The organism is Dactylosporangium sp. NPDC049742 (assembly GCF_040674675.1).
Lineage (GTDB): Bacteria > Actinomycetota > Actinomycetes > Mycobacteriales > Micromonosporaceae > Dactylosporangium > Dactylosporangium maewongense.
Genome location: NZ_JBFANF010000038.1, coordinates 19,933 through 44,692 on the forward strand (window position 1 = coordinate 19,933; position 24,760 = coordinate 44,692).

Annotated in this window: 21 protein-coding genes; 7 read left to right on the forward strand and 14 right to left on the reverse strand. The window is 72.5% G+C overall.

Annotated elements, in window-relative coordinates:
- A partial coding sequence (locus tag AB0J72_RS36340) for a hypothetical protein (RefSeq protein WP_363407006.1) occupies positions 1-2,740 on the reverse strand: 2,740 nt, incomplete at its 3' end.
- Between the two features lie 153 nt (positions 2,741-2,893).
- Here AB0J72_RS36340 and AB0J72_RS36345 point away from each other — a divergent pair.
- On the forward strand, positions 2,894-3,673 hold the full coding sequence (locus AB0J72_RS36345) for an RNA methyltransferase (RefSeq protein WP_363407197.1): 780 nt from the start codon (positions 2,894-2,896) through the stop codon (positions 3,671-3,673).
- Here the strand turns inward: AB0J72_RS36345 and AB0J72_RS36350 are convergent.
- Both AB0J72_RS36350 and AB0J72_RS36355 read right to left on the reverse strand, forming a co-directional pair.
- Positions 3,670-4,695 (reverse strand): SPFH domain-containing protein, encoded by a 1,026-nt coding sequence (locus AB0J72_RS36350; protein ID WP_344503242.1) that lies wholly within the window; start codon positions 4,693-4,695, stop codon positions 3,670-3,672. The two genes, AB0J72_RS36345 and AB0J72_RS36350, sit on opposite strands and share 4 nt — an antisense overlap.
- A 77-nt stretch (positions 4,696-4,772) precedes the next feature.
- Complete coding sequence (locus tag AB0J72_RS36355) at positions 4,773-5,201, reverse strand: NfeD family protein (RefSeq protein ID WP_363407201.1); 429 nt, start codon at positions 5,199-5,201, stop codon at positions 4,773-4,775.
- A 144-nt stretch (positions 5,202-5,345) separates the two neighbouring features.
- On the opposite strand from AB0J72_RS36355, the gene AB0J72_RS36360 reads away from it, so the two are divergent.
- Positions 5,346-6,671 (forward strand): serine hydrolase domain-containing protein, encoded by a 1,326-nt coding sequence (locus AB0J72_RS36360; RefSeq protein WP_363407009.1) that lies wholly within the window; start codon positions 5,346-5,348, stop codon positions 6,669-6,671.
- A gap of 63 nt (positions 6,672-6,734) precedes the next feature.
- Here AB0J72_RS36360 and AB0J72_RS36365 read toward each other — a convergent pair whose 3' ends face one another.
- Positions 6,735-7,577: a DUF3097 domain-containing protein gene (locus AB0J72_RS36365; protein WP_363407012.1), complete on the reverse strand. Its 843-nt coding sequence runs from the start codon at positions 7,575-7,577 to the stop codon at positions 6,735-6,737.
- A 75-nt stretch (positions 7,578-7,652) separates the two neighbouring features.
- Here AB0J72_RS36365 and AB0J72_RS36370 point away from each other — a divergent pair, with 75 nt between their 5' ends.
- Positions 7,653-8,438: a hypothetical protein gene (locus AB0J72_RS36370; RefSeq protein ID WP_363407015.1), complete on the forward strand. Its 786-nt coding sequence runs from the start codon at positions 7,653-7,655 to the stop codon at positions 8,436-8,438.
- Positions 8,439-9,591: 1,153 nt separating this feature from the next.
- Here the strand turns inward: AB0J72_RS36370 and AB0J72_RS36375 are convergent.
- The 7 genes from AB0J72_RS36375 to AB0J72_RS36405 all read right to left on the reverse strand — a co-directional run bounded on the left by AB0J72_RS36375 (position 9,592) and on the right by AB0J72_RS36405 (position 16,645).
- Positions 9,592-10,371, reverse strand: a complete 780-nt coding sequence (locus tag AB0J72_RS36375) for an HAD-IIA family hydrolase (RefSeq protein WP_344502933.1) — start codon at positions 10,369-10,371, stop codon at positions 9,592-9,594.
- 31 nt (positions 10,372-10,402) lie between these two features.
- Positions 10,403-11,410 carry a ferrochelatase gene (locus AB0J72_RS36380; RefSeq protein ID WP_363407018.1) on the reverse strand — a complete coding sequence of 336 codons (1,008 nt, stop codon included), beginning with the start codon at positions 11,408-11,410 and terminating at the stop codon, positions 10,403-10,405.
- Positions 11,411-11,430: 20 nt separating this feature from the next.
- Positions 11,431-12,201 (reverse strand): enoyl-ACP reductase FabI, encoded by a 771-nt coding sequence (gene fabI, locus AB0J72_RS36385; RefSeq protein WP_363407021.1) that lies wholly within the window; start codon positions 12,199-12,201, stop codon positions 11,431-11,433.
- Positions 12,202-12,225: 24 nt separating this feature from the next.
- The gene (gene fabG / locus AB0J72_RS36390; RefSeq protein ID WP_363407024.1) at positions 12,226-12,930 is read right to left on the reverse strand and encodes a 3-oxoacyl-[acyl-carrier-protein] reductase; all 705 of its coding nucleotides are present in this window, start codon (positions 12,928-12,930) and stop codon (positions 12,226-12,228) included.
- 708 nt (positions 12,931-13,638) lie between these two features.
- Positions 13,639-14,589, reverse strand: coding sequence for a VWA domain-containing protein (locus AB0J72_RS36395; RefSeq protein WP_344502938.1), 951 nt, complete (start codon positions 14,587-14,589; stop codon positions 13,639-13,641).
- On the reverse strand, positions 14,586-15,491 hold the full coding sequence (locus tag AB0J72_RS36400) for a DUF58 domain-containing protein (protein ID WP_344502939.1): 906 nt from the start codon (positions 15,489-15,491) through the stop codon (positions 14,586-14,588). Before AB0J72_RS36400 ends, AB0J72_RS36395 begins: the two co-directional genes overlap by 4 nt.
- A gap of 14 nt (positions 15,492-15,505) precedes the next feature.
- Positions 15,506-16,645 (reverse strand): MoxR family ATPase, encoded by a 1,140-nt coding sequence (locus tag AB0J72_RS36405; protein WP_363407028.1) that lies wholly within the window; start codon positions 16,643-16,645, stop codon positions 15,506-15,508.
- A gap of 287 nt (positions 16,646-16,932) precedes the next feature.
- Between AB0J72_RS36405 and AB0J72_RS36410 the strand changes: the two genes are divergently transcribed.
- The 3 genes from AB0J72_RS36410 (at position 16,933) to AB0J72_RS36420 (ending at position 19,440) form a co-directional block, all read left to right on the forward strand.
- The gene (locus AB0J72_RS36410) at positions 16,933-17,139 is read left to right on the forward strand and encodes an acetone carboxylase (RefSeq protein ID WP_363407031.1); all 207 of its coding nucleotides are present in this window, start codon (positions 16,933-16,935) and stop codon (positions 17,137-17,139) included.
- Between the two features lie 85 nt (positions 17,140-17,224).
- Positions 17,225-17,701: a PH domain-containing protein gene (locus AB0J72_RS36415; RefSeq protein ID WP_363407034.1), complete on the forward strand. Its 477-nt coding sequence runs from the start codon at positions 17,225-17,227 to the stop codon at positions 17,699-17,701.
- Positions 17,698-19,440, forward strand: a complete 1,743-nt coding sequence (locus AB0J72_RS36420) for a PH domain-containing protein (protein WP_363407037.1) — start codon at positions 17,698-17,700, stop codon at positions 19,438-19,440. Before AB0J72_RS36415 ends, AB0J72_RS36420 begins: the two co-directional genes overlap by 4 nt.
- Before the next feature lie 1,179 nt (positions 19,441-20,619).
- Here the strand turns inward: AB0J72_RS36420 and AB0J72_RS36425 are convergent.
- Complete coding sequence (locus AB0J72_RS36425) at positions 20,620-21,351, reverse strand: Sir2 family NAD-dependent protein deacetylase (RefSeq protein ID WP_363407040.1); 732 nt, start codon at positions 21,349-21,351, stop codon at positions 20,620-20,622.
- A 37-nt stretch (positions 21,352-21,388) separates the two neighbouring features.
- Here AB0J72_RS36425 and AB0J72_RS36430 point away from each other — a divergent pair, with 37 nt between their 5' ends.
- Positions 21,389-21,790, forward strand: coding sequence for a hotdog domain-containing protein (locus AB0J72_RS36430; protein ID WP_363407043.1), 402 nt, complete (start codon positions 21,389-21,391; stop codon positions 21,788-21,790).
- Positions 21,791-21,879: 89 nt separating this feature from the next.
- On the opposite strand, the gene AB0J72_RS36435 is transcribed toward AB0J72_RS36430, so the two are convergent.
- Entirely contained in the window at positions 21,880-24,084 is a 2,205-nt protein-coding gene (locus AB0J72_RS36435) for a catalase (protein WP_363407046.1), read from the reverse strand.
- 28 nt (positions 24,085-24,112) lie between these two features.
- Positions 24,113-24,691: a TetR/AcrR family transcriptional regulator gene (locus AB0J72_RS36440; RefSeq protein WP_363407049.1), complete on the reverse strand. Its 579-nt coding sequence runs from the start codon at positions 24,689-24,691 to the stop codon at positions 24,113-24,115.
- Between the last annotated feature and the right edge of the window lie 69 nt (positions 24,692-24,760).

The window sequence follows — 24,760 nt, forward strand, 5'->3', positions numbered from 1 at the left end:
ACGCGTCCGCGACCAGCGGTGCGGCGTCGTGCACGACCAGCGCGTCCACGACCGACGCGTCCGCGACCAGCGGTGCGGCGTCGTGCACGACCAGCGCGTCCACGACCGACGCGTCCGCGACCAGCGGTGCGGCGTCGTGCACGACCAGCGCTTCCACGGTCGACGCGTCCGCGACCAGCGGTGCGGCGCCGTCCGCTGCTGGGGCGTCCGCGGCTGGTGGTGTGGCGCCTGCCCGTGCGGTGTGCGCCAGCAGGCGGGTCAGGGCGCTCGTCCGGAGCCGCGGGTCGTCGATCAGGCGGCCGAGGGTCTCCGCGGATCGCAGGTCGCCGGCGGCGAGGACCGCGTCGACGAGCTCCAGCATGAGTTCGGCCCGTCCGATCGGCCCGTCGATCGTCCCGGCGGCGGCCGCCGCCTCGGCGGCGAGGCCGCCGGGGCCGCCGGGCGCCGGAGCGCCCCACTGCAGCAGGCCGGCCAGCGTGCGGGACCGGACGGCCGGGTCGGTGATGGACCGGGCCAGCGACAGCGCCTCGGTGAAGAGCCGCTCCGACCGCCGGCTCCGACCGGCCGCGCGGACCGCGGCGGCCAGCCGGGCCAGCGCCACCGACCGGCCGCTCCGGTCGCGGACGGTGTGCGCCGCGGTCTCCGCCTCCGTCATGAGTCGCTCGACCTGTTCGGCGTCGCCCGCGGCGCCGAAGGCCCGCAGCAGCTGGCTCATCGCCAGCGCCCGGTGGTCCGCGTCGACGATCGACCGGGCCAGCGACATCGCGAGCGGCAGGTCGCCGTCGTCGAGGACGGCGCCGACCAGGCCCAGCATGCTCCGCGCCCACCGATCCTGGTCGATGGCGCTGCGGGCGAAGCGCGCCGCGCGGCGGTGGTCGCCGATGCGGACCGCCGTCTCGACCAGGTCGGCGAGCGACAGTTCGTGCCGCTTGGCGTCGACGATGCTCCACGCGACCGTCTGGGCGAACCGCTCGTCGACGGTCCCGGCGAGCGCGACCGCCAGCTGGCGAAGGGCCATGTTCTGCGCCACCGGATCGGCCATGCCCTGGGCGAGCGCGTCGCCCCGCGCGGCCTCCCCCAGGACGACCCACAGCGCCGGCAGGCCGGCCGGGATGTTGGCGTTCCGGGCGGTGAGCTCGTCCAGGCGCAGCGCGAGGCGGACCATGGCGCGCAGGTCCGGCTCGTGCTGGCCGATGATCAGGTCCTGGGCGGCCCGGACCTCGGCCATGCCCGCACCGTCGCCGCCGGTGACGGCGAGCAGCCGGTCGTGCCGGTCGTGGTCCACGGCGAGCGTGATCAGCCGCCCCGGATCGGGCAGCGACCGCAGCATGCGCGGGTAGCCGTGCAGCAGGTACTGCGGCGTGCCCGCCGGCCAGCGCTTCGCCCGGTAGCCGTCCGCCCAGACGTGGATCCGCTCCCGGTGCCGGCCGATCGCGGCGCCGAGCCCGCCCACCGCCTGCTCGCGCAGCTCGTCGTGGGTGAACAGCAGCACCGGCTCCGGCGCGGACGCGTGCACCGGCCGGACGGCGACCGACCGGCCGAAGACCCCGCCGATGAGCCGCTCCAGGCGGAACCGGTCGAGCCCGGTCAGCTCCTCCAGCTCGGCCACCGTCAACCCGTCCGCGCACGCCGTCAGCAGGCCGATGACGTCCACGTGCGTCGAGTCGCCGAGCAGCAGCGCCCGCAGCTCCTGCCGCGCGTGGACGGCGATGAAGCTGGCGTGCGGGGACTCCGTCAGCCAGCGGACCCGGCAGTGCCGCAGCGGATGGTCGCCGGGCACGTCGTCCGGCAGCGGCGGGTCGGGCCGGCTCGACACCACGATCCGCAGGTTCGCGACGGCGTGCCGCGGCAGCAGCGACGCCACGCTCGCCAGCCCCGACCCGGTCTCCGCGCCCTTGTCCTCGTCGAGGCCGTCGACGACCAGGACCAGCTGGCGGCCGGCCAGCTCCGCGTGCCGGGCCGCGGTGCGTAACAGCATGAGCCACCGCGACACCTGCGCCGCGGGCGCCGACGCGTCCAGCCGCAGCTCCAGCAGGCCCGTCAGCTGCTCCACCAGCGCCCCGGCGAACGCGTTGCTGTCCGACTGGGTCGCGAGGCGGGCCGTGACGAAGAACGCGAGGACGTCGACGCCGGGTGGCGGATGGCGCATGAACGTCGCCAGCAGCGCCGACTTGCCGGCCCAGGGCTTCGCCTGGATCCAGAGGTACGGCTCGTCGCCGGCACAGAACGCGGCGAGCTCAGCCAGCTCCTCCTCGCGGTCCCTGAGCCCACCGGCGGGCACCAGGTCGTCGACGTGCGCCGCGTAGTCCGGCCGCCACCACGGCTGTACCGGACCGGACACGCCCGCCTCGTCCGGCTCACCGGCGCCGTCCCGATCGCCGGTCCCGGTCTCGCCGGCACCGTCCGGCTCGCCCGCGGCGGTCACGGCGGCGGCGCCGGCCGCGGCTCCATGGCGGGCGACCTGCGCGGCCGCGTCGGCGTAGACCCTGGCCCTGGCCTGGTCGTCGGCGGAGCCGCCGAGCGCCTGGGCCAGCGCCGCCGCCAGGTCGCCGCTGGGCGTCTTCCGCCCGCGGAAGATCTCGCTGAGGTACCCGATGGACGCTTTACCGTCGGCGCGGGCCGAGGTGAGCCGGTCCGCGATCTGCCGCAGGGTCGGCTCACCGGCGTGGAGTCTCAGCCTGGCCAGCAGGTCGACGAGGGCACCACGGCCGGCGCTCACCGGATCGGCCCGCCCGTCCACGCACCCAGATTATCGATCCTCGATGCCGGCACCGCGCCGACGCCCCGTGCGGAATGTCGTGTCGCCCGCCCCCGGTCACCGCCGGGGAGGCGTTCTGTTCGCGGGATCGCGGCGCAAGGCAGAATCGACCGGGTGCTGAGCGCGACAACGATCATGGACGAGGACGACGAGCGGATCGGTGACTACCGGGCGCTGACCGACGTCGAGCTGCGCACCCGGTGGGAGCCGCCCAACGGGCTGTTCATCGCCGAGGGCGAGCTGGTGCTGCGCCGGGCGCTGCGGGCCGGCTACCGGCTGCGGTCCGTGCTGATCGACAGCAAGCGCGTCGGCCAGCTCCACGACCTCCCGCTCGGCGACGTCCCCGTGTACGCCGGCGACCAGGCGACGCTCGAAGCGATCACCGGGTTCCACGTACACCGGGGGGTGCTGGCGAGCTTCCACCGCAAACCGGACCTTGCTGCGGCCGACATCCTCGCGAGCGCGCGGCGGGTCGCGGTCCTGGAGGACGTCAACAACCACACGAACGTCGGGGCGATCTTCAGGGGCGCGGCGGCGCTCGGGATGGACGCGGTGCTGCTGTCGCCGTCGTGCGCGGATCCGCTGTACCGGCGGAGCGTGCGGGTCAGCATGGGCGAGGTGTTCGCGATCCCGTACGCCAGGATCGAGCCGTGGCCGGACGGGCTCCACGCGGTCCGGGAGGCGGGGCTGACGCTGCTGGCGATGACGCCGGCCGCCGACGCGGTGCCGATCCAGACGCTGAGCGCGGCGCAGCGGGAGCGGACGGCGCTGCTGCTCGGCGCGGAGGGCCCCGGGCTGTCGGCCAAGGCCCTCGACGCCAGCGACGTACGGGTCGTGATCCCCATGCGGAACGGGGTCGACTCGCTCAACGTGGCGGCCGCGGCGGCGGTCGCCTTCTGGGAGCTCTGCCGCTAACGCTCGAGCTCGTGGGACGGCTGCTGGAACTCGGCGGTGAGCTCGGCGGCGGTCACCTGCGTGCCCGACACCTGGGCGGCGGCCGCGGCGGCCTCGGCGTTGGCGGCGGCGGCCGCGTCCTCGGCGGAGCGGCGGGCCTCGATGACGTCCTCGGACTCCTCCTCCTCGGCGACGTTGCGCTTGACCAGGTCGGTGCGGGCGGCGTCGGACAGCTGCGCCATGCCGCCCAGCGCGCCGCCGATGCCCTCCAGGGCCTTCGTCAGCTCGACCGGCAGGATCCACAGCTTGTTGGACTGGCCGGCGGCGATCTGCGGCAGCGACTGGAGGTACTGGTACGCCATGACCTTCGAGTCCGGGTTGGCCACGTGGATCGAGTCGACCACCGTCCGGATCGCCTTCGCCTGACCCTCCGCGGTGAGGATGCGGGACTGGCGCTCACCCTCGGCGCGCAGGACCGCGGCCTGCTTCTCGCCCTCGGCGGTGAGGATCTGGGACTGCTTGAGACCCTCGGCGTGCAGGATCGCGGCGCGGCGGTCACGCTCGGCGCGCATCTGCTTCTCCATCGAGTCGCGGATGCTCGGCGGCGGCTCGATCGCCTTCAGCTCCACGCGGGTGACCTTGATGCCCCAGCGGCCGGTGGTCTCGTCGAGGACACCGGACAGGTGGCGGTTGATCTCGTCGCGGCTGGTGAGCGCCTTCTCCAGGTCGAGGGAGCCGATCACGTTGCGCAGGGTCGTCACGGTGAGCTGCTCTATGCCCTGCAGGTAGCTGAAGATCTCGTACGTGGCGCGGACCGAGTCGACGACCTTGAAGTACAGGACGGTGTCGATCGACACGACCAGGTTGTCGGAGGTGATGACAGGCTGCGGCGGGAAGCTGACGACCACCTCGCGCTTGTCGACCTTGTTGCGCACCGAGTCGATGAACGGCACCAGGATGTTGAGACCGGGCGTCAGCGTGCGGCTGTACTTGCCGAGCCGCTCCACCACGTACTCGACCTGCTGCGGCACGACCTTGACCATCTTGGTGACCGTGACGATCGCCAGGAGGGCGGCGGCGATGACGACGACCGCCAGGAACACACTCGGATCCACGTGACTCAGTCCTTCCACACCATCGCGGTAGCACCCTTGATCTCGATCACCCGGACCCGGTCCCCGATCGCGAACGTCTGCGTCGCGTCGTAGGGCCGGGCCCGCCACAACTCACCGTCGATCTTGATCTGGCCGCTGTCGTGGTCGACCGCCTCGATGACGAGCGCCGTCGAACCCTCCAGGGCCTCGACGCCCATCTGCGTGTCGCGCACGTCGCGGCGCATGTATCGCTTGAGCGTCGGCCGCACCGCCAGGAACGACAGGGCCGACCCGGCCGCGAACACCGCTGCCTGCACCGGCACCCCGGCGCCGAGGGCGGCGGCGCCCGCCGCGGCGAACGCGCCGATCGCGAACATCAGCAGAATGAACGTGGTCGTGAAGATCTCCGCCGCGAGGAGCGCGGCGCCGACGACGATCCAGACGATCAGCCACAGGTCCACGCTTCGATCGTGTCACGCCGATGCACGTGGCGCTCGCGTCTGATCACTCGTCTTGCCGAATCCTTGTCGATACGCGGTGCGGGCCGGCCCGGTGCACAGTTGGGGAATCAGTCGCCGCTTCGTCTTTGGAGGCCTGCCGTGCCGTTGCTGCCCGAGACCGTCTCGTGCGTCGACGACCTCGTCGCCCGCGCCCACGCCGGTGGCCGGGTGCCCGTCCTCGTCGCGGGCGTCGTCCGCGACGGCGCCCTGCGGCACGTCGCCGCGGCAGGGCTCGACCAGCCCCCCGCCGGGCTGCAGTTCCGGATCGGGTCGATCACGAAGACGATGACGGCGGCGCTGGTCATGGCCCTGCGCGACGAGGGGAAGCTGGCCCTCGACGACCTGCTCTACCGCCACCTTCCCGGCACGCCCGTCGGCACCGTCACCCTGCGGCAGCTGCTCGGCCACGCGGGCGGCGTGCAGCGCGAGCCGGACGGCGACTGGTGGGAGCGCGCCGCCGGGGTGGACGTCGACACGTTCCTGTCCACGCTCACCGCCGACAAGGTCGCCTACCCGCCGCTGCGCGGGTACCACTACTCGAACCTCGCCTACGGGCTGCTCGGCGCGATGGTCGCCCGCCTCGGCGGCGAGGACTGGCAGTCGATGCTCGCGAAGCGGTTCCTCGGGCCGCTCCAGCTCGACCGTACGACCTACGCCGAGGCCGAACCGTTCGCCCGCGGCTACGTCGTGCACCCGTGGCTGGACGAGCTGCGCGAGGAGCCGCGGCACGACGCGGCCGCGATGGCACCCGCCGGCCAGCTGTGGTCGACGGTGGAGGACCTCGGGCGCTGGGCGGCGTTCCTGGCCGAGCCCGACCCGGCGGTGCTCGCGCCGTCGACCGTCGACGAGATGTGCGCGCCGGTCGTGCTCAGCGACCTCGACGGCTGGACCGCGGGGCACGGCCTCGGCCTGCAGCTATGGCGGCGCGGGGAACGGGTGTTCGTCGGCCACACCGGCTCGATGCCCGGCTACCTGGCGGTGCTGGCCGTACACCGGCCGTCACGCACCGGAGTCGTCGCGTTCGCCAACGCGTACACCATGCGCTATCGCGACTCGGGCGGCCTCAGCGGCTTCGTGCTGGACCTTCTCGGCGCGGTGCTGGACCGTGAGCCCGTGCGGGTGGCGTCGTGGCGGCCGCGCGAGGAGCCGCCGGCGGAGATCCTGCCGCTGACCGGCCGGTGGTGGTGGATGGGGCGCGAGCACGAGGTCGGCTGGGCCGGCGGCGAGCTGGTCGTGACGCCGCTGACCGCTGGGGGCACGCCGTGGCGCTTCGTGCCGGACGGGCCCGCGCCGGACGTGTGGCGCGGGCTCTCCGGGGACTGCGACGGGGAGCTGCTGCGGGTGGTGCGTGACGGGGACGGCACGGTGGTCGCGCTCGACGTCGCGACGTTCCTCTTCAGCCGGGATCCGTGGCCTGTGCTCTAGGCGTCTTCGTCTTCGCTTCCAGGCGTCCTCGTCGTCGCCTTTAGGCGGTCCTCGTCGTCGCCTTTAGGCGTCCTCGTCGTCGTCCAGGTCCTCGTCGTCGTCCAGGTCCTCGTCGGGTTCGGTCACGAAGTCGATGAGGCGCTCCATGGCGTTGATCAGCGGGGTCTCGACATCCTTGTAGCTGGACACCGACGCGAGGATGCGGCGCCACATGTCGGCCGGCTCGCTCACGCCGAGCTGTTCGCAGACGCCTTCCTTCCAGTTCTGCCCCGGCGGGACGACCGGCCACTGGCGGATGCCGACGGCCTGGGGTTTGACCGCCTGCCACACGTCGATGTACGGATGGCCGGTGACGAGGACGTAAGGCGACCGGATATTTCCGACAATTCGGCTTTCTTTGGAGTTTGGTACGAGATGGTCGACCAGGACGCCGAGCCTGGCGACGGGCCCGGGGTGGAACTCGGCGACGGCCGCGGCCAGCTCGTCGATGCCGTCCAGGGGCTCGACGACGACGCCCTCGACACGCAGGTCGTGCCCCCAGATCCGCTCGACGAGCGCCGCGTCGTGGATGCCCTCGACCCAGATCCGGCTCCGCCTCGCCACGCGCGCCGTGAGCCCGGCCACCGCGATCGACCCCGAGCTGGTGATGGTGCTTTTCTGCCGCTGTACCGCCAGCTTCGGCTTGACCAGCGTCACCGGCTCGCCGTCCAGCAGGAACGCGGCCGGCTCCAACGGGAAGTTGCGCCGCTTGCCGTGCCGGTCCTCCAGCACCACCGCGCCGAACTGGTAGCCGACCACGGCACCGCAGAACCCCGAGTCCACATCCTCCACGACGAGGTCCAGCTCGGCGTCCACCGTCGGGACCGTGCGCCGGCGCCGCCAGTCGTTGTTCGCCAGGACGTCCATGGACGGCAAGCGTATCGGCTGACGCCCCCAGCGCCTGCGAGACATACCGGCACGTCAGCACGTACCCTTGCTCCCATGTCCCCCGCAGCACGCGCGGCGACCCTGCAGGCGCGCCGCTCGGCGCGTTTCGTGGCATGGGTCCGGGCGTGGCGCGCCGGCCTCGTGCCGTGCGACGACGCCGCCGCCGAGATCTCCGGCGACGAGGAGCACATGGTCTCCGACGTCCCCGGCACGTGGACCGACGTATCCCTCGTGGATGCGATCACCGCGCTGTCCAAGCTCCACCCGGACGAGGTCCGCCTGGTGCTCCCCGCACCCGGCGACCCCCGCGGCCTGCCGGGCCCCGGCCCCTTCAGCAGCGCCGCACTCCTCGCCGGCGAGGGCGTCATCGCGGGCGGCCTCGGCTTCGTGCCAGAGGTCCGCCTGCACACCTCGGGCTCGGGGGACGAGTTCGAGACCGTCCGCTGGCAGGTTTTCGTCTTACCCGCGGCCGTCCCGGCCCCGCTGGACAGCCCCACGACCGCCGAGGCCGAGGCCGAGCTGTCCGCCGAGCTGGCGACCGCCACCCGCACCCTCGCGAAGCTCGACATCGCCCAGTGGCGCCCCGAGCTCGCCGGCGCGATCGAGGCCCTCCGCAAACCCGACGGCGCCACCGACCTGCCACCCGGCTACGACCCACGCGCCCGCCGCCTGTACGCCCGCGCGGCCATCCTGGACCGCGTGCTCGCCCTCGCCGAACACGCCGCCCCCGGCGGCGCCATCAACGGCTACGAGGTCCAACAACGCGACGCCGCCCTCCGCCCCCTCACCACCGCCTGCCGCCGCGCCCTGGTAGCCGCCTGCAACGCCCCCCTGATCTGAGGCTGTGCTGCAATTCCCCCCACCGCTGCCGCGGCGGGGCCCGGCGGGGATTCTCACCCGCACCCCAATGCGCCGCTTCGCGGCGCACAGCCCGCGCTTGCGCGCGTGGCTGGGATCGCGCGTGCGCGCCGCATCCGGTGGTCGCCCCCTGCCCGACATCCGACGGCCACCATCCGGCCCGTCATGATCCGGTAAACCTTGAGCCCCCGCCACCGGACACTGCCGCGGATGACCCGCCTCGGGAGCGCCCAGCACACCCCGGCTCCCCGAGCACGCGGCCGACACACCCTCCGCGTCATGATCCGGTAGACCTTGGGTAGCCAGGGCTACACGAAGTCTTCCCGATCACCCGAAACCCCGCGCCGAACCGCACCGGCGACGCACCCAGAAATCCCCGCCCACGACCACCGCCCCGCCCGGAACCAGCGACGCGTCCGGAACCAGCGCCCCGTCCAGGACAGGCATCCCATCCCGGACCAGCAGCGCGCCCGGACCAGCCCCGGACCAGCAGCGCGCCCGGACCAGCAACGCACCCACGGCAGGCCCACTCACGACCCAAGCAAGCCCAGAACAGGCCCCACCCACGACCGCAAACCCAGAACGGACCACCCGCGACCAGCAGTGCGCCCAGGGCCCAACGCGCCAGAATCAGCGACGCGTCCGGAACATGCCCCGCCCGCGCCAGCGGTGCACCCGAGTCGCGCCGGCGCCGCGACGGCCGGTTCCCGCCCGCGAGCCTGACCGCCTCAGCTTCCCGCCCGCGAGCCTTACCACCTCGGCACGGCGCGCCAGTGGCTGCTCCCCCCGCTCCGTCGCGATCCGGAGACCCTGAGCACTCAGAAAGTGCCCGGAGTCCTCAGTCTCAGCAAGGACGTCACCGACGAGCCCCGTGATCATGGGCCACAGGTCCGTAGGTCACGGCAACCCGCCAGCCCAGGCCCGATGCGTCGCGCGGCACGTCGCGCGCGAGGCGTCGGGTCGGGCGGCGGGCCGGGTTGCCGGGCGCCGAGTTGCCGAGGCGTGGCAGCGGTCACGGGGGGCTTCCGGTGGCGCGCCGGCCGTTTCACTAGCACCGTACCAAGGCTTACCTAATCGATCTTCAGAGTCGCGACCGCGCCGTTGCAGTGCGTAGTTCTCGCGGCAGAGAGCTGCGTCAGACCTCGTCGATCAGGTGAGCTACGGAGGGGATGATGCGGGACGGGCGGTACGGGTAGCGTTCCACGTCCGAGACTGTCGAGATGCCGCTCAGGACCAGGATCGTCTCCAGGCCTGCCTCGAGGCCGCACAGGACGTCGGTGTCCATGCGGTCGCCGATCATGGCGGTGGTCTCGGAGTGGGCGTCGATGCTGTTGAGGGCCGAGCGCATCATCATCGGGTTGGGTTTGCCGATGAAGTATGGCTCGATGCCCGTCGCCTTCGAGATGAGGGCGGCCACCGCACCGCAGGCGGGGAGGGCGCCCTCGTTGGAGGGGCCGGTGGCGTCGGGGTTGGTGCAGATGAAGCGGGCGCCGTCGTTGATGAGGCGGATCGCCTGCGTTATGGCCTCGAAGCTGTACGTGCGGGTCTCCCCCAGCACGACGTAGTCGGGCTCGGTGTCGGTGAGGATGTAGCCGACCTCGTGCATCGCGGTGGTGAGGCCGGCCTCGCCGATGACGTAGGCGGTGCCGCCGGGGCGCTGCGTGTCGAGGAACTGGGCGGTGGCCAGGGCCGAGGTCCAGATCGCCGACTCGGGCACGTCGAAGCCGATGCGCCGCAGGCGGGCCTGGAGGTCGCGGGCGGTGTAGATGGAGTTGTTGGTCAGGATCAGGAACGGCTTGCCGGACGAGCGCAGCCGGTTGACGAACTCCGGTGCGCCGGGCACGGGCTCGCCCTCGTGCACGAGGACCCCGTCCATGTCGGTGAGCCAGGACTCGATGGGCTTGCGTTCTCTCACGCGTACATGCTCCCTCAGAAACGTTTCGTGCCTATACGCGTTTCGGTGACACGCAGCAGTCGGCCGGGCAGAAATCCCAGGTGGGGACGGTTCCGAGCGCGTGACGAACGTTACTGTGAGCAAGCACGCGCTCGTCGACGAGCTGTCGGATCATCGTCACGAAGCGGGGGTCGACGCCGGGGGTGGCGGCGCGCGCGAAGGCGAGACCGAGCCGGGCGGCGGTGGCCCGCGCCTCGTTGTCGAGGTCCCAGATCACCTCGAGGTGGTCGGAGATGAAGCCGATCGGGCTGACCACGACCTCCCGTACACCTGCCGCCGCCAGCGACTCGAGGTGGTCGTTGACGTCGGGCTCCAGCCATGGCACCTGCGGCGGGCCGGAGCGGCTCTGCCAGACCAGGTCCCAGGGCAGCTCGGGGGCGGCCGCGGCGGCGACCAGGGCCGCCGTTTCCAGCAGTTGCGCCTGGTACCGGCCGACGCCGCCAGGCCCGGACGCGGCGTTCATCGAGGTCGGGATGGAGTGCGCGGTGAAGACGAGTCGCGCGGCGAGCCGCGACGGCAGCTCGTCCAGCGCCGCCCGGACGGCCGCGGCGTGCGACTCGATGTAGAGCGGGTGGTCGTGGAAGTGCCGGATCTTGTCGATCGCCGGGGCGTCCTCGCCCACCGTGGATCGGGCTGCCGCGATGTCGTCCAGGTACTGGCGGCACGAGGAGTTGGAGCCGAACGGGCTGGTGACGAACGCGAGCGCGTGCCGGATCCCGTCGTCGCGCATCTGCGTGACCGTGTCGGGCAGGAACGGGTGCCAGTTGCGGTTGCCCCAGTAGATCGGCAGGTCGAGCTCGGATCGCAACGCGTCGATCAGCGCGCGGTTCTGCGCGTTGATGGGCGACACGCCGCCGAAGTGCCGGTAGTGCTCCGCGACCGCCGCGAGGCGCGACGCGGGGATGCCGCGCCCCCGGGTCACGTTCTCCAGAAAGGGCAGGACGTCGTCCTGCCCTTCCGGACCGCCGAACGAGACGAGCAGGAACGCGTCATAAGCCACGCCCCATTGTTACCAGAGGGTCAGGACGAGCCGACCGCGTGGTACCCGCCGTCGACGTGCACGATCTCGCCGGTCGTGGCGGGGAACCAGTCCGACAGCAGCGCGCAGCAGGCCTTCGCCGCCGCGACCTGGTCGTTGAGGTCCCACCCGAGCGGCGCGGTCTTTGCCCACGAGTCCTCGAACACCGCGAAGCCGGGGATGGATTTCGCCGCCATGGTACGGAGCGGGCCGGCCGCGACCAGGTTGACCCGGATCCCGCGCGGGCCGAGATCCCGGGCCAGGTAACGGTTCGCGGACTCGAGGCCGGCCTTGGCGACGCCCATCCAGTCGTACACGGGCCACGCCTTCGTGGCGTCGAAGTCCAGGCCGACGATCGAGCCGCCGGTCTCCATCAGCGGCAGGCAGGCCACCGCGAGGGACTTGTAGGAGAACGTCGACACGTGCAGCGCGGTCGCGACGTCCTCCCACGGCGCGTCCAGGAACCCGCCGCCGAGGCAGCTGGCCGGGGCGAAGCCGATCGAGTGCAGCACACCGTCGAGCCCGTCGACGTGCTCCCGGACCTTGTCGGCCAGGCCGGCGAGGTGCTCGGGGTTGGTCACGTCGAGCTCGATGACCGGCGCCTCCCGCGGCAGCCGCTTCGCGATCCGCTCGACGAGCGACAGCCGGCCGAACCCGGTCAGCACGACGGTCGCGCCCTGCTCCTGGGCGAGCTTGGCGACGGAGAAGGCGATCGACTGGTCGGTGATGATCCCGGTGATCAGCAGCCGCTTGCCTTCGAGCAGTCCGCTCATGGTTCTCCTCTGTGTCCGGAAAAGTCAGTGACCCATGCCGAGGCCGCCGTCGACGGGGATGACGGCGCCGGTGATGTAGCCGGCGGCGTCGCTCGCGAGCCAGGTCACCGCGCCGGCGACCTCCTCGGGCTTCGCCATCCGGCCGAGCGGGATGGCCTTCTTGTACTCGGCCTGCGTCGCCTCGGGCAGCACGGAGGTCATGTCCGTCTCGATGAACCCGGGCGCCACCACGTTGGCGGTGATGTTGCGGCTGCCGAGCTCGCGGGTGATCGACCGGGCCATGCCGACCAGGCCGGCCTTGCTGGCGGCGTAGTTGACCTGGCCGGGTCCGCCGTACAGGCCGACGACGGAGGAGATGAAGATGATCCGGCCCCACTTCGCCCGCAGCATCTTGCTGGTGGCCCGCTTGGCGCAGCGGAACGAGCCGGTGAGGTTCGTGTCGAGCACGCGGGTGAACTGGTCCTCGCTCATCCGCAGCAGCAGCGTGTCGTCGGTGATGCCGGCGTTGGCGACGAGCACCTCGACGGGGCCGAGCTCGGCCTCCACCGTCGTGAACGCGGCGTCGACTGCGGCGCTGTCGGTGATGTCACACTGCACGCCGAACAGCCCGTCGGGGGCGCCGGAGCCCCGGTGGGTCACCGCGACCTTGTCACCCTGCGCCGCGAACGCCTGCGCGATTGCCAGCCCGATCCCACGGTTACCGCCGGTGACCAGCACGGTCCTCGCCACGTTGCCGCCTTTCTGCTTCTGTGATGCTCCGTGATGCGCTGCGATCAGCTGTACGGAGATTAGGTGTTACTGACGGGTACCCGGCAACTCGCCGGTCGGCTGATGTGAGCCATGAGGCGTGGCGGTACCATGGCGGCGTCTGCTCGTGCTTTTCGCTGACCGCCCGGTGCGGCTGCTGCTCCCTGGAGGTGATCGCTGTGCGAAGTAGCGATCCTTCCAGTCGTGACCGGGTGTAGTCCTTTCCCCTGTCACGGCTCCGCGTGTCTGTTCTCCGTTCCTGTTGAGACACACCGTTGGGAGCACGTCATGAGCCGCTTCATCGCGCCCATTGGATTCTTCCTGGCCGCAGTCTGGGTTGCCGCCCTTTTCTACCTTGTCGGCGCACACTAACCCGCGAGTTGCTTCGCAATAGCTCGCCGCCCCACCGCTGCGCGGCGGGTCCCGCCGGGGGATTCTCACCCCGGACCCCCAATGCGCCGCTGCGCGGCGCATCCCGGTGGCTGGCCGGCGGGTGACACGCAGGCCTTCCCGGATATGTCCGCTGGCGCGAACATATCCGAAATTTCGGTTATGTCGGGGAGCGGAGCGAGTCGACATAACCGGGGATGAGGCGCACTGGCCGGATGCGCCGTGATCGGATCGCGGATCCGGTCGTCATGGCAGCCGGATCCGCTACTTGATCATCACGACCAGCGGGCACCGAAGCGGTTACGGGAGGCGGCTGCCCCACAGGAGGCTCAGGCCGCCGGCGAGCAGGGCGAGCAGGAAGCCGCCGCCGAGGTACCACTGGGTGATCTCGCGGGGCTTGGTCTTGAAGCCGATCGAGCTGCCCATGTCGGTGTACACCCGCTTGAGCTCGTCCTTGCTGGCGGCCTCGTAGAAGTAGCCCTTGGTGGTCTCGGCGACCTTCTGCAGCGACGCCCGGTCGACCGGGACCCGCTGCGGGGTGTTGCCGATGCGGACCACGCCCTCGTCGGTGCCGAACGCGATGGTGGAGACGGGCACGTTGGCGGCGGAGGCGGCGGCCGAGGCGTCCTCGAGGGAGCGCCCGGCGGTGCGGAAGCCGTCGGAGAGCAGGACGATGCGGGCCGGTGGCGGGCCTGAGGCGCCGTCGGCGGGGACGGTGCGGATGGCGTCGAGGCTGGTGAAGACGGCCTCGCCGGTGGCGGTCGACTCCTGCAGGGTGAGGCCGTCGATCGCCTGGAGCACCGAGCCGCGTTCCTTCGTCGGGGAGACCAGGACGCTCGCGGTCTTCGCGAACGAGACCAGGCCGACGTTGAACGACGCCGGGAGCTGCTTGACGAAGTCGGTGGCGGCGGACTTGGCCGCCTCGATGCGGGTCGGCTGCACGTCGGTCGCCTGCATCGACAGGGAGACGTCGATGGCGAGCATGATGGTGGCCCGCTCGAGGGGTTCCTTGGTGTCGACCGACGGCCGGGCCATGCCGAAGCTGAGCACGAGCAGGCTCAGCAGGAACGCGGCGGCGCTGACGTGCCGGCGCACGCCGATGCCCTTGGGCACCAGGCTGCTGAGCAGGTCGACGTTGGTGAACTTCACGGCGAAGGCCCGCCGGTGCAGCTGGCGCCAGATGTACACGCCGATGACGGCGAAGACGGGCAGCAGCGACAGCAGCCACCACGGTGACAGCAAACGAATCATCGGGTCGTCCCCCTCGTCCGGGCGTGCCGCTGTGCCGCGACGAACCGGACGATGTCGAGCAGCCAGTCGGAGTCGGTGCGCAGTCTCAGATGCGCGGCGTTGGCGCCGCGCAGTGCCGAGGCTATCTCGGCGCGCTGGGCGGCCGCCGCGTGTGCGTAGCGGTGGCGCAGTTTCGGGTCGGCGGTCTGCACCTCGTGGGTGCGGCCGGTCTCGGGGTCGACGAGCGCGATCACGCCCACGTTGGGCAGCTCCAGCTCGCGCGGGTCGACGATCTCCACGGCGAGCAGGTCGTGGCGGACGCCGACCTTGCGCAGCGGGCGGGACCACTGGCTGACCGGCGTCATGAAGTCGGAGATGACGACCGCCATGCCGCGCCGCCGGGGCGGCCGGTTGAGCATGTCGATGAGCGCGCCGAGGTCGGCGCGGCCCGTCTGCGCCCGCGTCATGGCGATCGCCCGGAGCAGGCCCTGCGCGTCCTTGCGACCCGGGCGGGCGGGCATCCGGTGCATGTCGCCGGCGGTACCGACGACGGCGCCGATGCGGTTGCCGCCGCGGACCGTCAGGTGGGAGACCGCGGCGGCCGCGGCGATGGCGAGGTCGCGCTTGAGGTAGCGCGCGGTGCCGAAGTCGAGGCTCGCGGACAGGTCGACGGCGAGCCAGGTCTCCAGCTCCCGGTCGGCGACGGTCTGCCGGACGTGCGGCAGGGTCGTGCGGGCCGTGACGGGCCAGTCCATGCGCCGCACGTCGTCGCCCGGCCGGTACTCCCGCGACTCGCCGGCCTCCGTGCCCGGGCCGGGCAGCAGGCCCAGGTAGTCACCCTGGAGAAGGCCGTCGAGCTTGCGGGTGACGAGCAGTTGCATGCGGTTGAGCACAACCTCGGCGCGGGCGTCGTCGGTCGGCATGGATCACCGGCCTTTCAACGGCCGGGCCAGGTGGTGATGGTGGTGGGTACGGGGCTGCCGGGACCTCCAGGGCCCGCAGGGCCTCCGGGACCGCCGGGTCCGCCGTGGCCTCCGGGCCCGCCCGGGCCGGCCTGCTGGCGCGGCGCGACGGTCGGCGGCGGCACGGCGGCGAGGACCCGCTTGACGATGTCGTCGGCGGGGATGTCGTCGGCGAGCGCGTCGTAGGACAGCACGAGCCGGTGGCGCAGGATGTCGGGCGCGATGTCCTGCACGTCCTGCGGCAGCGCGTAGTCACGGCCGCGCAGCAGCGCGAGGGCCCGGGACGCGCGGACGATGCCGAGCGAGGCGCGGGGGCTCGCACCGTACTGGATGAGCTGCGCGATGTCGGCGAGCCCGTGCTCCGCCGGGGAGCGGGTCGCCACGACCAGCCGCACGGCGTAGTCGACGAGCGCGTTGTGCACGAACACGTCGTCGGCCTTGTCCTGCAGCGCCATGAGCTCGGTCGGGGAGAGCACGGCGACGGGCTCCGGGGTCTTCACGCTGACCCGGTAGACGATCTCGCGCTCTTCGCTGTCGGTGGGGTACCCCACCTGGATCTTCATCAGGAAGCGGTCGCGCTGCGCCTCGGGCAGCGGGTAGACGCCTTCCTGCTCGATCGGGTTCTGCGTGGCCATGACGAGGAACGGCCGCGGCACCTCGTACGTCTCGCCGCCGACCGACACCTGCTGCTCGGCCATGACCTCCAGCAGCGCGGACTGCACCTTCGCGGGCGCGCGGTTGATCTCGTCGGCGAGCAGGAAGTTGACGAACACCGGGCCGAGCTCGACGTCGAACTTCTCGCTGGACTGCCGGTAGATGCGCGTGCCGACGATGTCGGCCGGCACGAGGTCGGGCGTGAACTGGATGCGGGAGAACGTGCCGCCCACGACCCGCGCGAGGGTCTCCACGGCCAGGGTCTTCGCGACGCCGGGGACGCCTTCGAGCAGCACGTGACCGCGGGCGAGGAGCGAGACGAACATCCGCTCGATCATCCGGTCCTGGCCGACGATGACCCGTTTGACCTCGAACAGGGCGCGTTCCAGCACGGTCGCGTCCTGCGCGGGCGTCGAGACCTGCCCACCTGGCGGCGAGACGGGGTTGCTCGGCTGGGTCACCGGTCCTCCACTGCTTGCTGGCGTACAGACGACTCCAAGCCTCGCACGCCGCACCAACCGAACGCGATCCGACGTCACTGGGAAGCTTCTGGGAGTCCTACCCGCGACCGATTTTTACGTATTAATCGTAAAAGTGACCAGTGATTGAGCGGGATTTTCGGATCGGACACCTCGGGTGACTGGACATCACCCGTACCCGGGTGGGTACGATTCACCCCGTCGCCGGGCGGCTTCCCCCGTGGCCGCCCGGCGCTCATCCTCTTCTCCACCGCTGGCAGACTGGCCGCGTGGAACCCCTCATCTGCTCCGCCAAAGGCTGTCGCGCCGAGGCGACGTGGCAGCTGCGCTGGAACAACCCGAAGTTGCACACGCCGGAGCGCCGCAAGATCTGGCTGGCGTGTGACACCCACCGCACGACGCTGAGTGACTTCCTGACCGCACGCGGTTTCCTCCGCGACGTCATCCCCGTGGCAGCGGATACGCTCGACACGTGACGGGACTGGAGCGCAGCGGAGTGGCCCGTCACCATGGGCTCAGCACCTGGTCGCGTCGGCACCGTAGCGCAGCGGAGGTGACGACGTGACCGCGCCGCCCGTTGAAGTTACCTGGCGATCAATCTCTCCTCGCTATTTCTGGCTGCGCCTCGCCGTCCTGAGCGCCTGGACCCTGGCCTTCGCGGTGGCGGGCGCGGTCGCGGCGCTGCTCGTCAGCCCCTGGTTCTTCCTGTTGTCGTTCGCGGCGTTGGTACTGGGTGGGCTCCGGGCGGTGTTCGTGCGCCGGTCGGTGCGCGCCTGGGGTTACGCGGAACGGGCCGAGGACCTGCTCGTCAGGCACGGGCTGCTCGTGCGGCGGCTGTCGATCGTCCCGTACGCGAGGATGCAGTTCGTCGACGTCACCGCCGGCCCCCTGGAGCGCGCCGCCGGCCTGGCCACCGTCACCCTGCACACCGCCGCCGCGGCCAGCGACGCGACCGTCCCGGGCCTGGAGGCCGCGGAGGCGACCCGGCTGCGGGACCGGCTCGCCGCGCTCGGCGAGATCCGCGAAGAGGGCCTGTGAGACAGCGCCTCCACCCGCTGACGCCGCTGCTGAAGGGGGCGAAGCTGGTGGCGTTCGCCGCCGCCGCCGTCTCCTGGCGCGGCCTGTCCGACCTGGGTCTGGTGCACTGGCTGGCCGCGATGGGCGCGATCCTCGTCGCGGCGGTCGTCGTCTCCGCCGTCGTCTGGCTCGTCACCGGCTACGAGATCGTGGGCCGGGAGCTGCGGGTGCACGAGGGGCTGATCTCCCGCCGTACCAGGACGATCCCCCTGGAGCGGGTGCAGGCGATCGACGTCGTCCGGCCCCTGCTGGCCCGCGTCTTCGGCCTGGCCGAGCTGCGCCTGGAGGTGATCGGCGCCAGCAAGACCGAGGCGCCCCTGGCCTACCTGACCGTCGCCGGCGCCGCCGGCCTGCGCGCGCGCCTCATCGGCCTGTCCACCGGCGTACCCCACACCCACGCCGCCACCACCGACACCGGCGCCGGCGAGGCCCGCGTCTTCGCCGTCGCCAACCGCCGGCTCCTGCTCGCGCAGCTGCTCACCCCGCAGGCCCTGGCCGTCCCCGCCGGCCTGGCGTTCGTCGCCTGGCAGGCGACCCTCGACCCGACCTGGACCCTGATCGGCGCGGCGAGCACGATCACCGCGTTCCTCGGCGTCTTCCAGGTCCCCGTCCGCCGCGTCCTCGACGAGTGGGACTTCACCATCGGCACCGACGCCGCGGCGCTCCGCCTGCGCCAGGGCCTGCTCAACAAGCGCAGCCAGACCGTCCCGCCGCACCGCGTCCAGGGGCTGAAGGTCACCTGGCCGCTCCTGTGGCGCCGCGCCGGCTGGGCCCGCGCCCGACTCGACGTCGCCGGCTACGCGGGCCACGGCGAGGCGCAGCTGCGCACCGGCACCCTCGTCCCGGTCGCGTCCACCGCCGACACGCTCACGGTCGTCACCACCGTGCTCACCGCCGCCGTCCACGCCCGCCCCGCCAAGGCCGCACCCATGCCGCCGCTGGCCGGCGCCGGCCACTGGCCACCCGTCGACGCGGCCGCGGTCGCCGTCACCGGCCCACCCCGCCGCGCCCGCTGGCTCGCGCCCCTGGCGTGGTCCCGGATCGGCATCGGCATCACCGACACGGTCGTCGTCGTCCGGGAGGGCGTCCTGACCCGCGAGCTGGTGGTGGTCCCGCTGGCCCGGGTGCAGAGCGTCAGGGTGATCCAGGGCCCGCTGCAACGCGCCCTGGACCTCGCGACGGTCCACGTCGACACCGCGGGCGGCCTGCACGCCGTCGGCCGCCACCGGTCCGCCGCCGACGCGTACGCCCTCGCCGACCTCCTCGCGGCCACCTCCCGCACCGCCCGCCGCGCCGCCGTCGCCGTCTCGCTCCAGAAGCCGCCCGTCCCACCACAGGACCAGGTCGCCGCCCCACCGCCGGACCCGCACACCGCACCGCCCGCCCCGATCACCGCTCCACCGAATCCAGTCGCCGCTCCGCCGCCGGACCCGTTTGCCACACCGCCTCAAGGCTCGGCCGCCGCACTGCCCGGTCCTGTGGCCGCTCCACCGAACCTGGTCACCGCTCCGCCGCCGGACCCGCACGCCGCACCGCCGGACCCGCACGCCGCACCGCCGGACCCGCACGCCGCACCGCCGGACCCGATTGCCGCGCCGCCTCAGGGCCCGATTGCCGCGCCGCCCGGTCCGTTAGCCGATCCGCCGGACCCGATCGCCGCGCCGCCGGGCCCGGTAGCCGCGCCCCATCCGCCGGTGTAACGGCGACGGCCCCGCCGCGGGCGCAGCAGCAGTCCACCGTGCCGACCAGTGGACAAACCAGGCGGGGCAGCACCTCGCCAACCGGTCACGGACGAGCACGTGCGAGCCCGACCGCCGCACCGCACCGCCGGACCCGGCGACCGCTCCCCCACCGCCCGTGCAGCCGCGGCCCGCCGCAGGAACGGCAGCCAACCGCCGCGCAGGCCAGCGGGCGACCAGACGGGGCAGCACCTCGCCAACCGGTCACGGACGAGCAACGTGCGAGCCCGACCGCCGCCGAACCCAACCGCCCGACCCGATCGCCGCACCGTCAGACCCGGCGACCGCTCCCCCCACCGCCTGCGCAGCCGCGGCCCCCCGCAGGAACGGCAGCCAACCGCCACGCAGGCCAGCGGGCGACCAGACGGGGCAGCACCTCGCCAACCGGTCACGGACGAGCACGCGCGAGGCCGACCGCCGCATCACTGCCGAACCCAACCGCCCGACCCGATCGCCGCACCGTCAGACCCGGCGACCGCTCCCCCACCGCCCGCGCAGCCGCGGCCCACCGCAGGAACGGCAGCCAACCGCCGCGCGACCAGGCGGGCCAGCACCTCGCCGACCGGTCACGGACGAGCACGCGCGAGGCCGACCGCCGCATCACTGCCGAACCCAACCGCCCGACCCGATCGCCGCACCGCCGGACCCGGCGACCGCTCCCCCACCGCCTGCGCAGCCGCGGCCCACCGCAGGAACGGCAGCCAACCGCCGCGCAGACCAGCGGGCGACCAGACGGGGCAGCACCTCGCCGACCGGTCACGGACGAGCAACGTGCGAGCCCGACCGCCGCACCGACGCCGAACCCAAACCGCCCGGCCCGATCGCCGCACCGCCCGGCTCGATTGCCGCACCGTCCGATCCGATCGCCGCACCGCTCGGCTCGATGGCCGCACCGCCGGAATCGATCGCCGCGCCGTCCGACCCGGCGACCGCTCCCCACCGTCTGCGCAGCCACGGCCCGCCGCAGGGACGGCAGCCAACCGCCGCGCGGGCCAGCGGGCGACCAGGCGGGCAGCACCTCGGCGAACGCATCACGGACGGGCGGCGGCCAAGCAGGGCAGCATCTCGCCGGCCGGACCGCGAAGCAGTCGGACGGCGGCCAGGCGGGGCGGCGCCTCGCCGGCTGGAGCGCGGAGAAAGTCAGCCGGCGACCAGGCTGGGTAGGAACTCGCCGATCGGGTCGCGGACGAGCATGTGGGCGATGGGGTCGTACGGGGTCTCGGCCGCGTTGATGATGACGATCATGGCGCCGGACTTGAGGGCGACGTCGACGAGGCCGGCGGCTGGGTGGACGGTCAGTGACGTGCCGATGGCCAGGAGTACGTCGCAGCCCATGGCGGCCTCGGCGGCGGCCTCGAGGGTCGGCAGGTGCATCGACTGGCCGAACGAGATGGTCGCCGACTTCAGCAGGCCACCGCAGGTGAGGCAGGCGGGGTCTGGGTCGCCGGCGGTGACGCGGGCCAGGGTTTCGGGCATCGGGCGGCGTTCGGCGCAGGTGAGGCACTCGGTCTGCGAGAGCGTGCCGTGCAGCTCGATGACGTTCGAGGCGCCGGCGCGCTGGTGCAGGCCGTCGATGTTCTGCGTGACGACGGCGGTGAGCTTCCCCGCGCGTTCCAGGGCGGCGAGGGCGTGGTGGGCGGCGTTGGGCTCGGCGGTCCACGCGGGGTTGTGCAGCCGCTCCTGCCACGCCCGGCGGCGCACCTGCGGGTCTGCCACGTAGTGGTCGATCGAGGAGAGCTTCATCGCCTCGGGGTCGCGGGTCCAGACGCCGTCGGGGCCGCGGAAGTCGGGGATGCCGGAGTCGGTGGAGATGCCGGCGCCGGTGAGGGCGACGACGGAGCCCGCATCGATCCAGGCCGCCAGGTTGCGCATCGGCCCGACTGTAGCCGCGACTCACTAGGCTGAGCACATGGGTTTCTCAGTGGACGCGGCACCCTGGGTCGGCGCGGTCGCCCGGGTCGAGCTCATCGTCAGCGACGCCGACACGGCGCAGGCGCTGGGGTCGGGTGACGTGCCGGTGCTCGGCACGCCGAAGGTGCTGGCGCTCGCGGAGGCGGCGAGCGTCGGCGCGCTGGTCAGGCGGCTGCCGCCGGGCTGGACGACGGTCGGCACGCGGGTCGAGCTGGAGCACCGCGCGGCCACCCCGATCGGCGGCAAGGTGGTCGTGGAGGCCCGCCTCGCCAAGACCGACGGCCGGAAGCTGGTGTTCGAGGTCGTCGCCCGCGATGGCAGCCAGGTCGTGGCGGAGGGCCGGGTCGAGCGCACGCTCGTCGACCGCCACAAGTTCGTGGAGAAGGCACTGGGCCAGTAGGAGAAGGCCCTGAGCCAGTAGGAGAAGGCCCTGAGCCAGTAGGAGAAGGCCCTGAGCCAGTAGGGGCCAATAGACGGGGCGCGGCGGCGCTAGGCGGGGATCGAGGTCACGTCCCGGTCGTGGTTGCGGTGCATGGCCAGCGCCGTCAGCAGGCGGGACGCCGGCTCGTCGGCGACGATGAGCGACATGTCGGCGATGTCCGCGACGGTCGTCGAGGACGGGCCGGCGGCGGAGGCGCCAGCGGGAGCGGCGGAGCGGGGGCCGCGGGTGGCACCGGCGGAAGGGCCCGTCGAACGGGCGGCGAAGACGGTGCCCTCGGGCTCGGCGGCGGCGGAAGGACCCGCGGAGCGAGGGCCGTTGAACGCGCCGGCGGAAGGACCGGCGGAGCGGGCGGCGAAGGCGGCGCCCGTGGAGCCGGCCGCCGGGGAGGACGCCGCGGGGATCGGGATGTGGGCGCGGAGCAGCACGTCCACGCCGGTGCCCGAGGCGGCGATCGGCTTGCCGTGCTTGTACGCCTCGGCGACGAAGTGGACCGCGGGGCCGTCCACGGGCAGGGCGAGCACCCCGTCGGGGACGGCGACCGCGTCGTACACCACGGAGGCCACGGTGCTCAGGGCGCGGGTGACCTCCATGGGCAGCCCGTCGTCGGTCATCACGGTGCCGTCGACCGGGCCGAGCAGGTCGACGACGACGCCCACGGCGGTGAGGTCGTCGCGCAGGCGGGCGACCCAGCGGGCGGAGACGCCGTCGCCCATGAGGACCGCGACCTTCCGGGTGGCCACCGGTGCCGGCGCTGCGGCGGCCTGGCTGAGGGACGCGGACGAGCGGCCGTGGTTGGCGACGGACCGGACCGGCTCCTCGACGCCGATCCCGGACGCGACCGCCACCGCCAGGTCGTGGTCGATGCGGTTGAGGTGCTCGACCATCCGGACCCGGATCGCCATCGAGGTGACCCGGCCGAGCTCGAAGCGGTACGCCTCGACGATGTGCGCGCGCTCCCACGGCGCCATGCTGTTCCAGAACAGGGTCGCCTGGCTGTAGTGGTCGGCGAAGGTCACGCTCCGCTTGCGTTCCTTCGGCCCGTCGACGGTCTCCGGGTACGAGACGAAACCGGCGGGCGCCTCGGCGGCGAGGGAGCTGGGCGAGTACGTGACCCGGCTGGTCGGCACCCGCTGCTGGTGGGAGCCGTCCTGCTGGTGGTTGTGCACGGGCACGTGCGGCCGGTTGACGGGCAGTTGCGCGAAGTTGGGGCCGCCGAGCCGGTTGAGCTGCGAGTCCAGGTAGGAGAACAGCCGCGCCTGGAGCAGCGGGTCGTCGGTGAAGTCGATGCCGGGCACGATGTTGCCGACGTTGAACGCGACCTGCTCGGTCTCGGCGAAGAAGTTGTCGGGGTTGCGGTTGAGCGTGAGCCGCCCGACCGGCGTGACGGGCACGATCTCCTCGGGGACGAGCTTGGTGGCGTCGAGCAGGTCGACGTCGTCCAGGGCGAACTCGGAGAACAGCTGCACGCCGAGCTCCCAGGAGGGGAAGTTCCCGGACGCGATCGCGTCCCAGAGGTCGCGGCGGTTGAAGTCGGGGTCCTGGCCGGAGATGCGCTGCGCCTCGTCGAAGACCAGCGAGTGCGTGCCGAGCGACGGCCGCCAGTGGAACTTGACGAACGTGCCGCGCCCCTGGCTGTTCACGAGGCGGAAGGTGTGCACGCCGAAGCCCTGCATCATGCGGTACGAGCGAGGCAGGGCCCGGTCGGACATCCGCCAGATCAGGTGGTGCATCGTCTCGGGCTGCAGCGACACGAAGTCCCAGAACGTGTCGTGCGCCGACGACGCCTGCGGCATCTCGTGGTGCGGCTCCGGCTTGAGCGCGTGCACCAGGTCGGGGAACTTGATGCCGTCCTGGATGAAGAAGACCGGCATGTTGCTGCCGACGAGGTCGAAGTTGCCCTGCTGGGTGTAGAACTTCGTGGCGAAGCCACGCGCGTCGCGGGGCGTGTCGGTGGAGCCGCGGGAGCCCTGCAGGGTGGAGAACCGGACGAAGACGGGGGTCTCGGCGTCGGGGTCGGTGAGGAAGTCCGCCGTCGTGTAGTCGTCCAGCGGCGTGTGCAGCTTGAACACGCCGTGCGCTCCGGCACCGCGGGCGTAGACGACCCGCTCCGGGATCCGTTCGTGGTCGAAGCGCATCAGCTTCTCCCGCAGATGGAAGTCCTCCAGCAGGCTCGGCCCGCGGGCACCGGCGCGCAGCGAGTTGTCGGTGTCGGCGACCGGGATGCCCTGGTCTGTGGTCAGCGCAGCGGTCATACCTACGGGCTACCGCGGTTCGCGCCGTTTACACGCGTTCCGCGGCATCTTCACCGGTCCGTAGGTGCGCCGCCACCTCCAGCACCGCCGCCGCCAGCTGCGCGCCGTCCACCCCGCGGCCCGGCGCGACGAGGTGCTGCACGACCACGCCGGTGAGCAGCGCCTGATAGAACGCGCCGGTGCCGGGGCTGCCGCCGAAGAGCGCGGCGAGCCCCTCCTGCGCGGCGGCGAGCGAGTGCTGCCAGCGCTCGTGCAGCTCCGGCAGGACGGCGAGCTGCGCGACCACCTCGAACTGGAGCTTCCACAGCGCCGGCTGCGCCTCGACGGAGGCGATGATCCGCGCCCAGATGGCCTCGAACCTGGCGGCCGGGTCGCCGTCGGGCCCGTCGGCGGCGCCGCTCAGGGCTTCCTCCAGGGTGGCGCCCCAGGCTTCGAGGGCCTGGTCGAGCGCGGCGTTGAGCAGCGCGTCGGTGGTGCCGAAGTGGTACCCGATCGCGGCGAGGCTGACCCCGGCCGCCGACGCGACGTCGCGCGCGGTGGTGCGTGCGTAGCCCTTGTCGAGCAGGCACGCCAGCGCGCCCTCGAGGAGCTTCTCCTTGTTGCCCATGCCCCGAAGCATAGCGTCGTCTGACACAAACGTCTTGCACATCGTTCTTGCACATTTGTGTGAGACGTG

Coding starts and splice junctions, on each gene's coding strand:
- AB0J72_RS36345 (WP_363407197.1), top strand. CDS start 2,894: ATGGACGAGGACGACGAGCGGATCGGTGACTACCGGGCGCTGACCGAC.
- AB0J72_RS36350 (WP_344503242.1), bottom strand. CDS start 4,695: ATGGTCAAGGTCGTGCCGCAGCAGGTCGAGTACGTGGTGGAGCGGCTC.
- AB0J72_RS36365 (WP_363407012.1), bottom strand. CDS start 7,577: ATGGACGTCCTGGCGAACAACGACTGGCGGCGCCGGCGCACGGTCCCG.
- AB0J72_RS36370 (WP_363407015.1), top strand. CDS start 7,653: ATGTCCCCCGCAGCACGCGCGGCGACCCTGCAGGCGCGCCGCTCGGCG.
- fabI (WP_363407021.1), bottom strand. CDS start 12,201: ATGAGCGGACTGCTCGAAGGCAAGCGGCTGCTGATCACCGGGATCATC.
- AB0J72_RS36395 (WP_344502938.1), bottom strand. CDS start 14,589: ATGATTCGTTTGCTGTCACCGTGGTGGCTGCTGTCGCTGCTGCCCGTC.
- AB0J72_RS36400 (WP_344502939.1), bottom strand. CDS start 15,491: ATGCCGACCGACGACGCCCGCGCCGAGGTTGTGCTCAACCGCATGCAA.
- AB0J72_RS36425 (WP_363407040.1), bottom strand. CDS start 21,351: ATGCGCAACCTGGCGGCCTGGATCGATGCGGGCTCCGTCGTCGCCCTC.
- AB0J72_RS36430 (WP_363407043.1), top strand. CDS start 21,389: ATGGGTTTCTCAGTGGACGCGGCACCCTGGGTCGGCGCGGTCGCCCGG.
- AB0J72_RS36435 (WP_363407046.1), bottom strand. CDS start 24,084: ATGACCGCTGCGCTGACCACAGACCAGGGCATCCCGGTCGCCGACACC.
- AB0J72_RS36440 (WP_363407049.1), bottom strand. CDS start 24,691: ATGGGCAACAAGGAGAAGCTCCTCGAGGGCGCGCTGGCGTGCCTGCTC.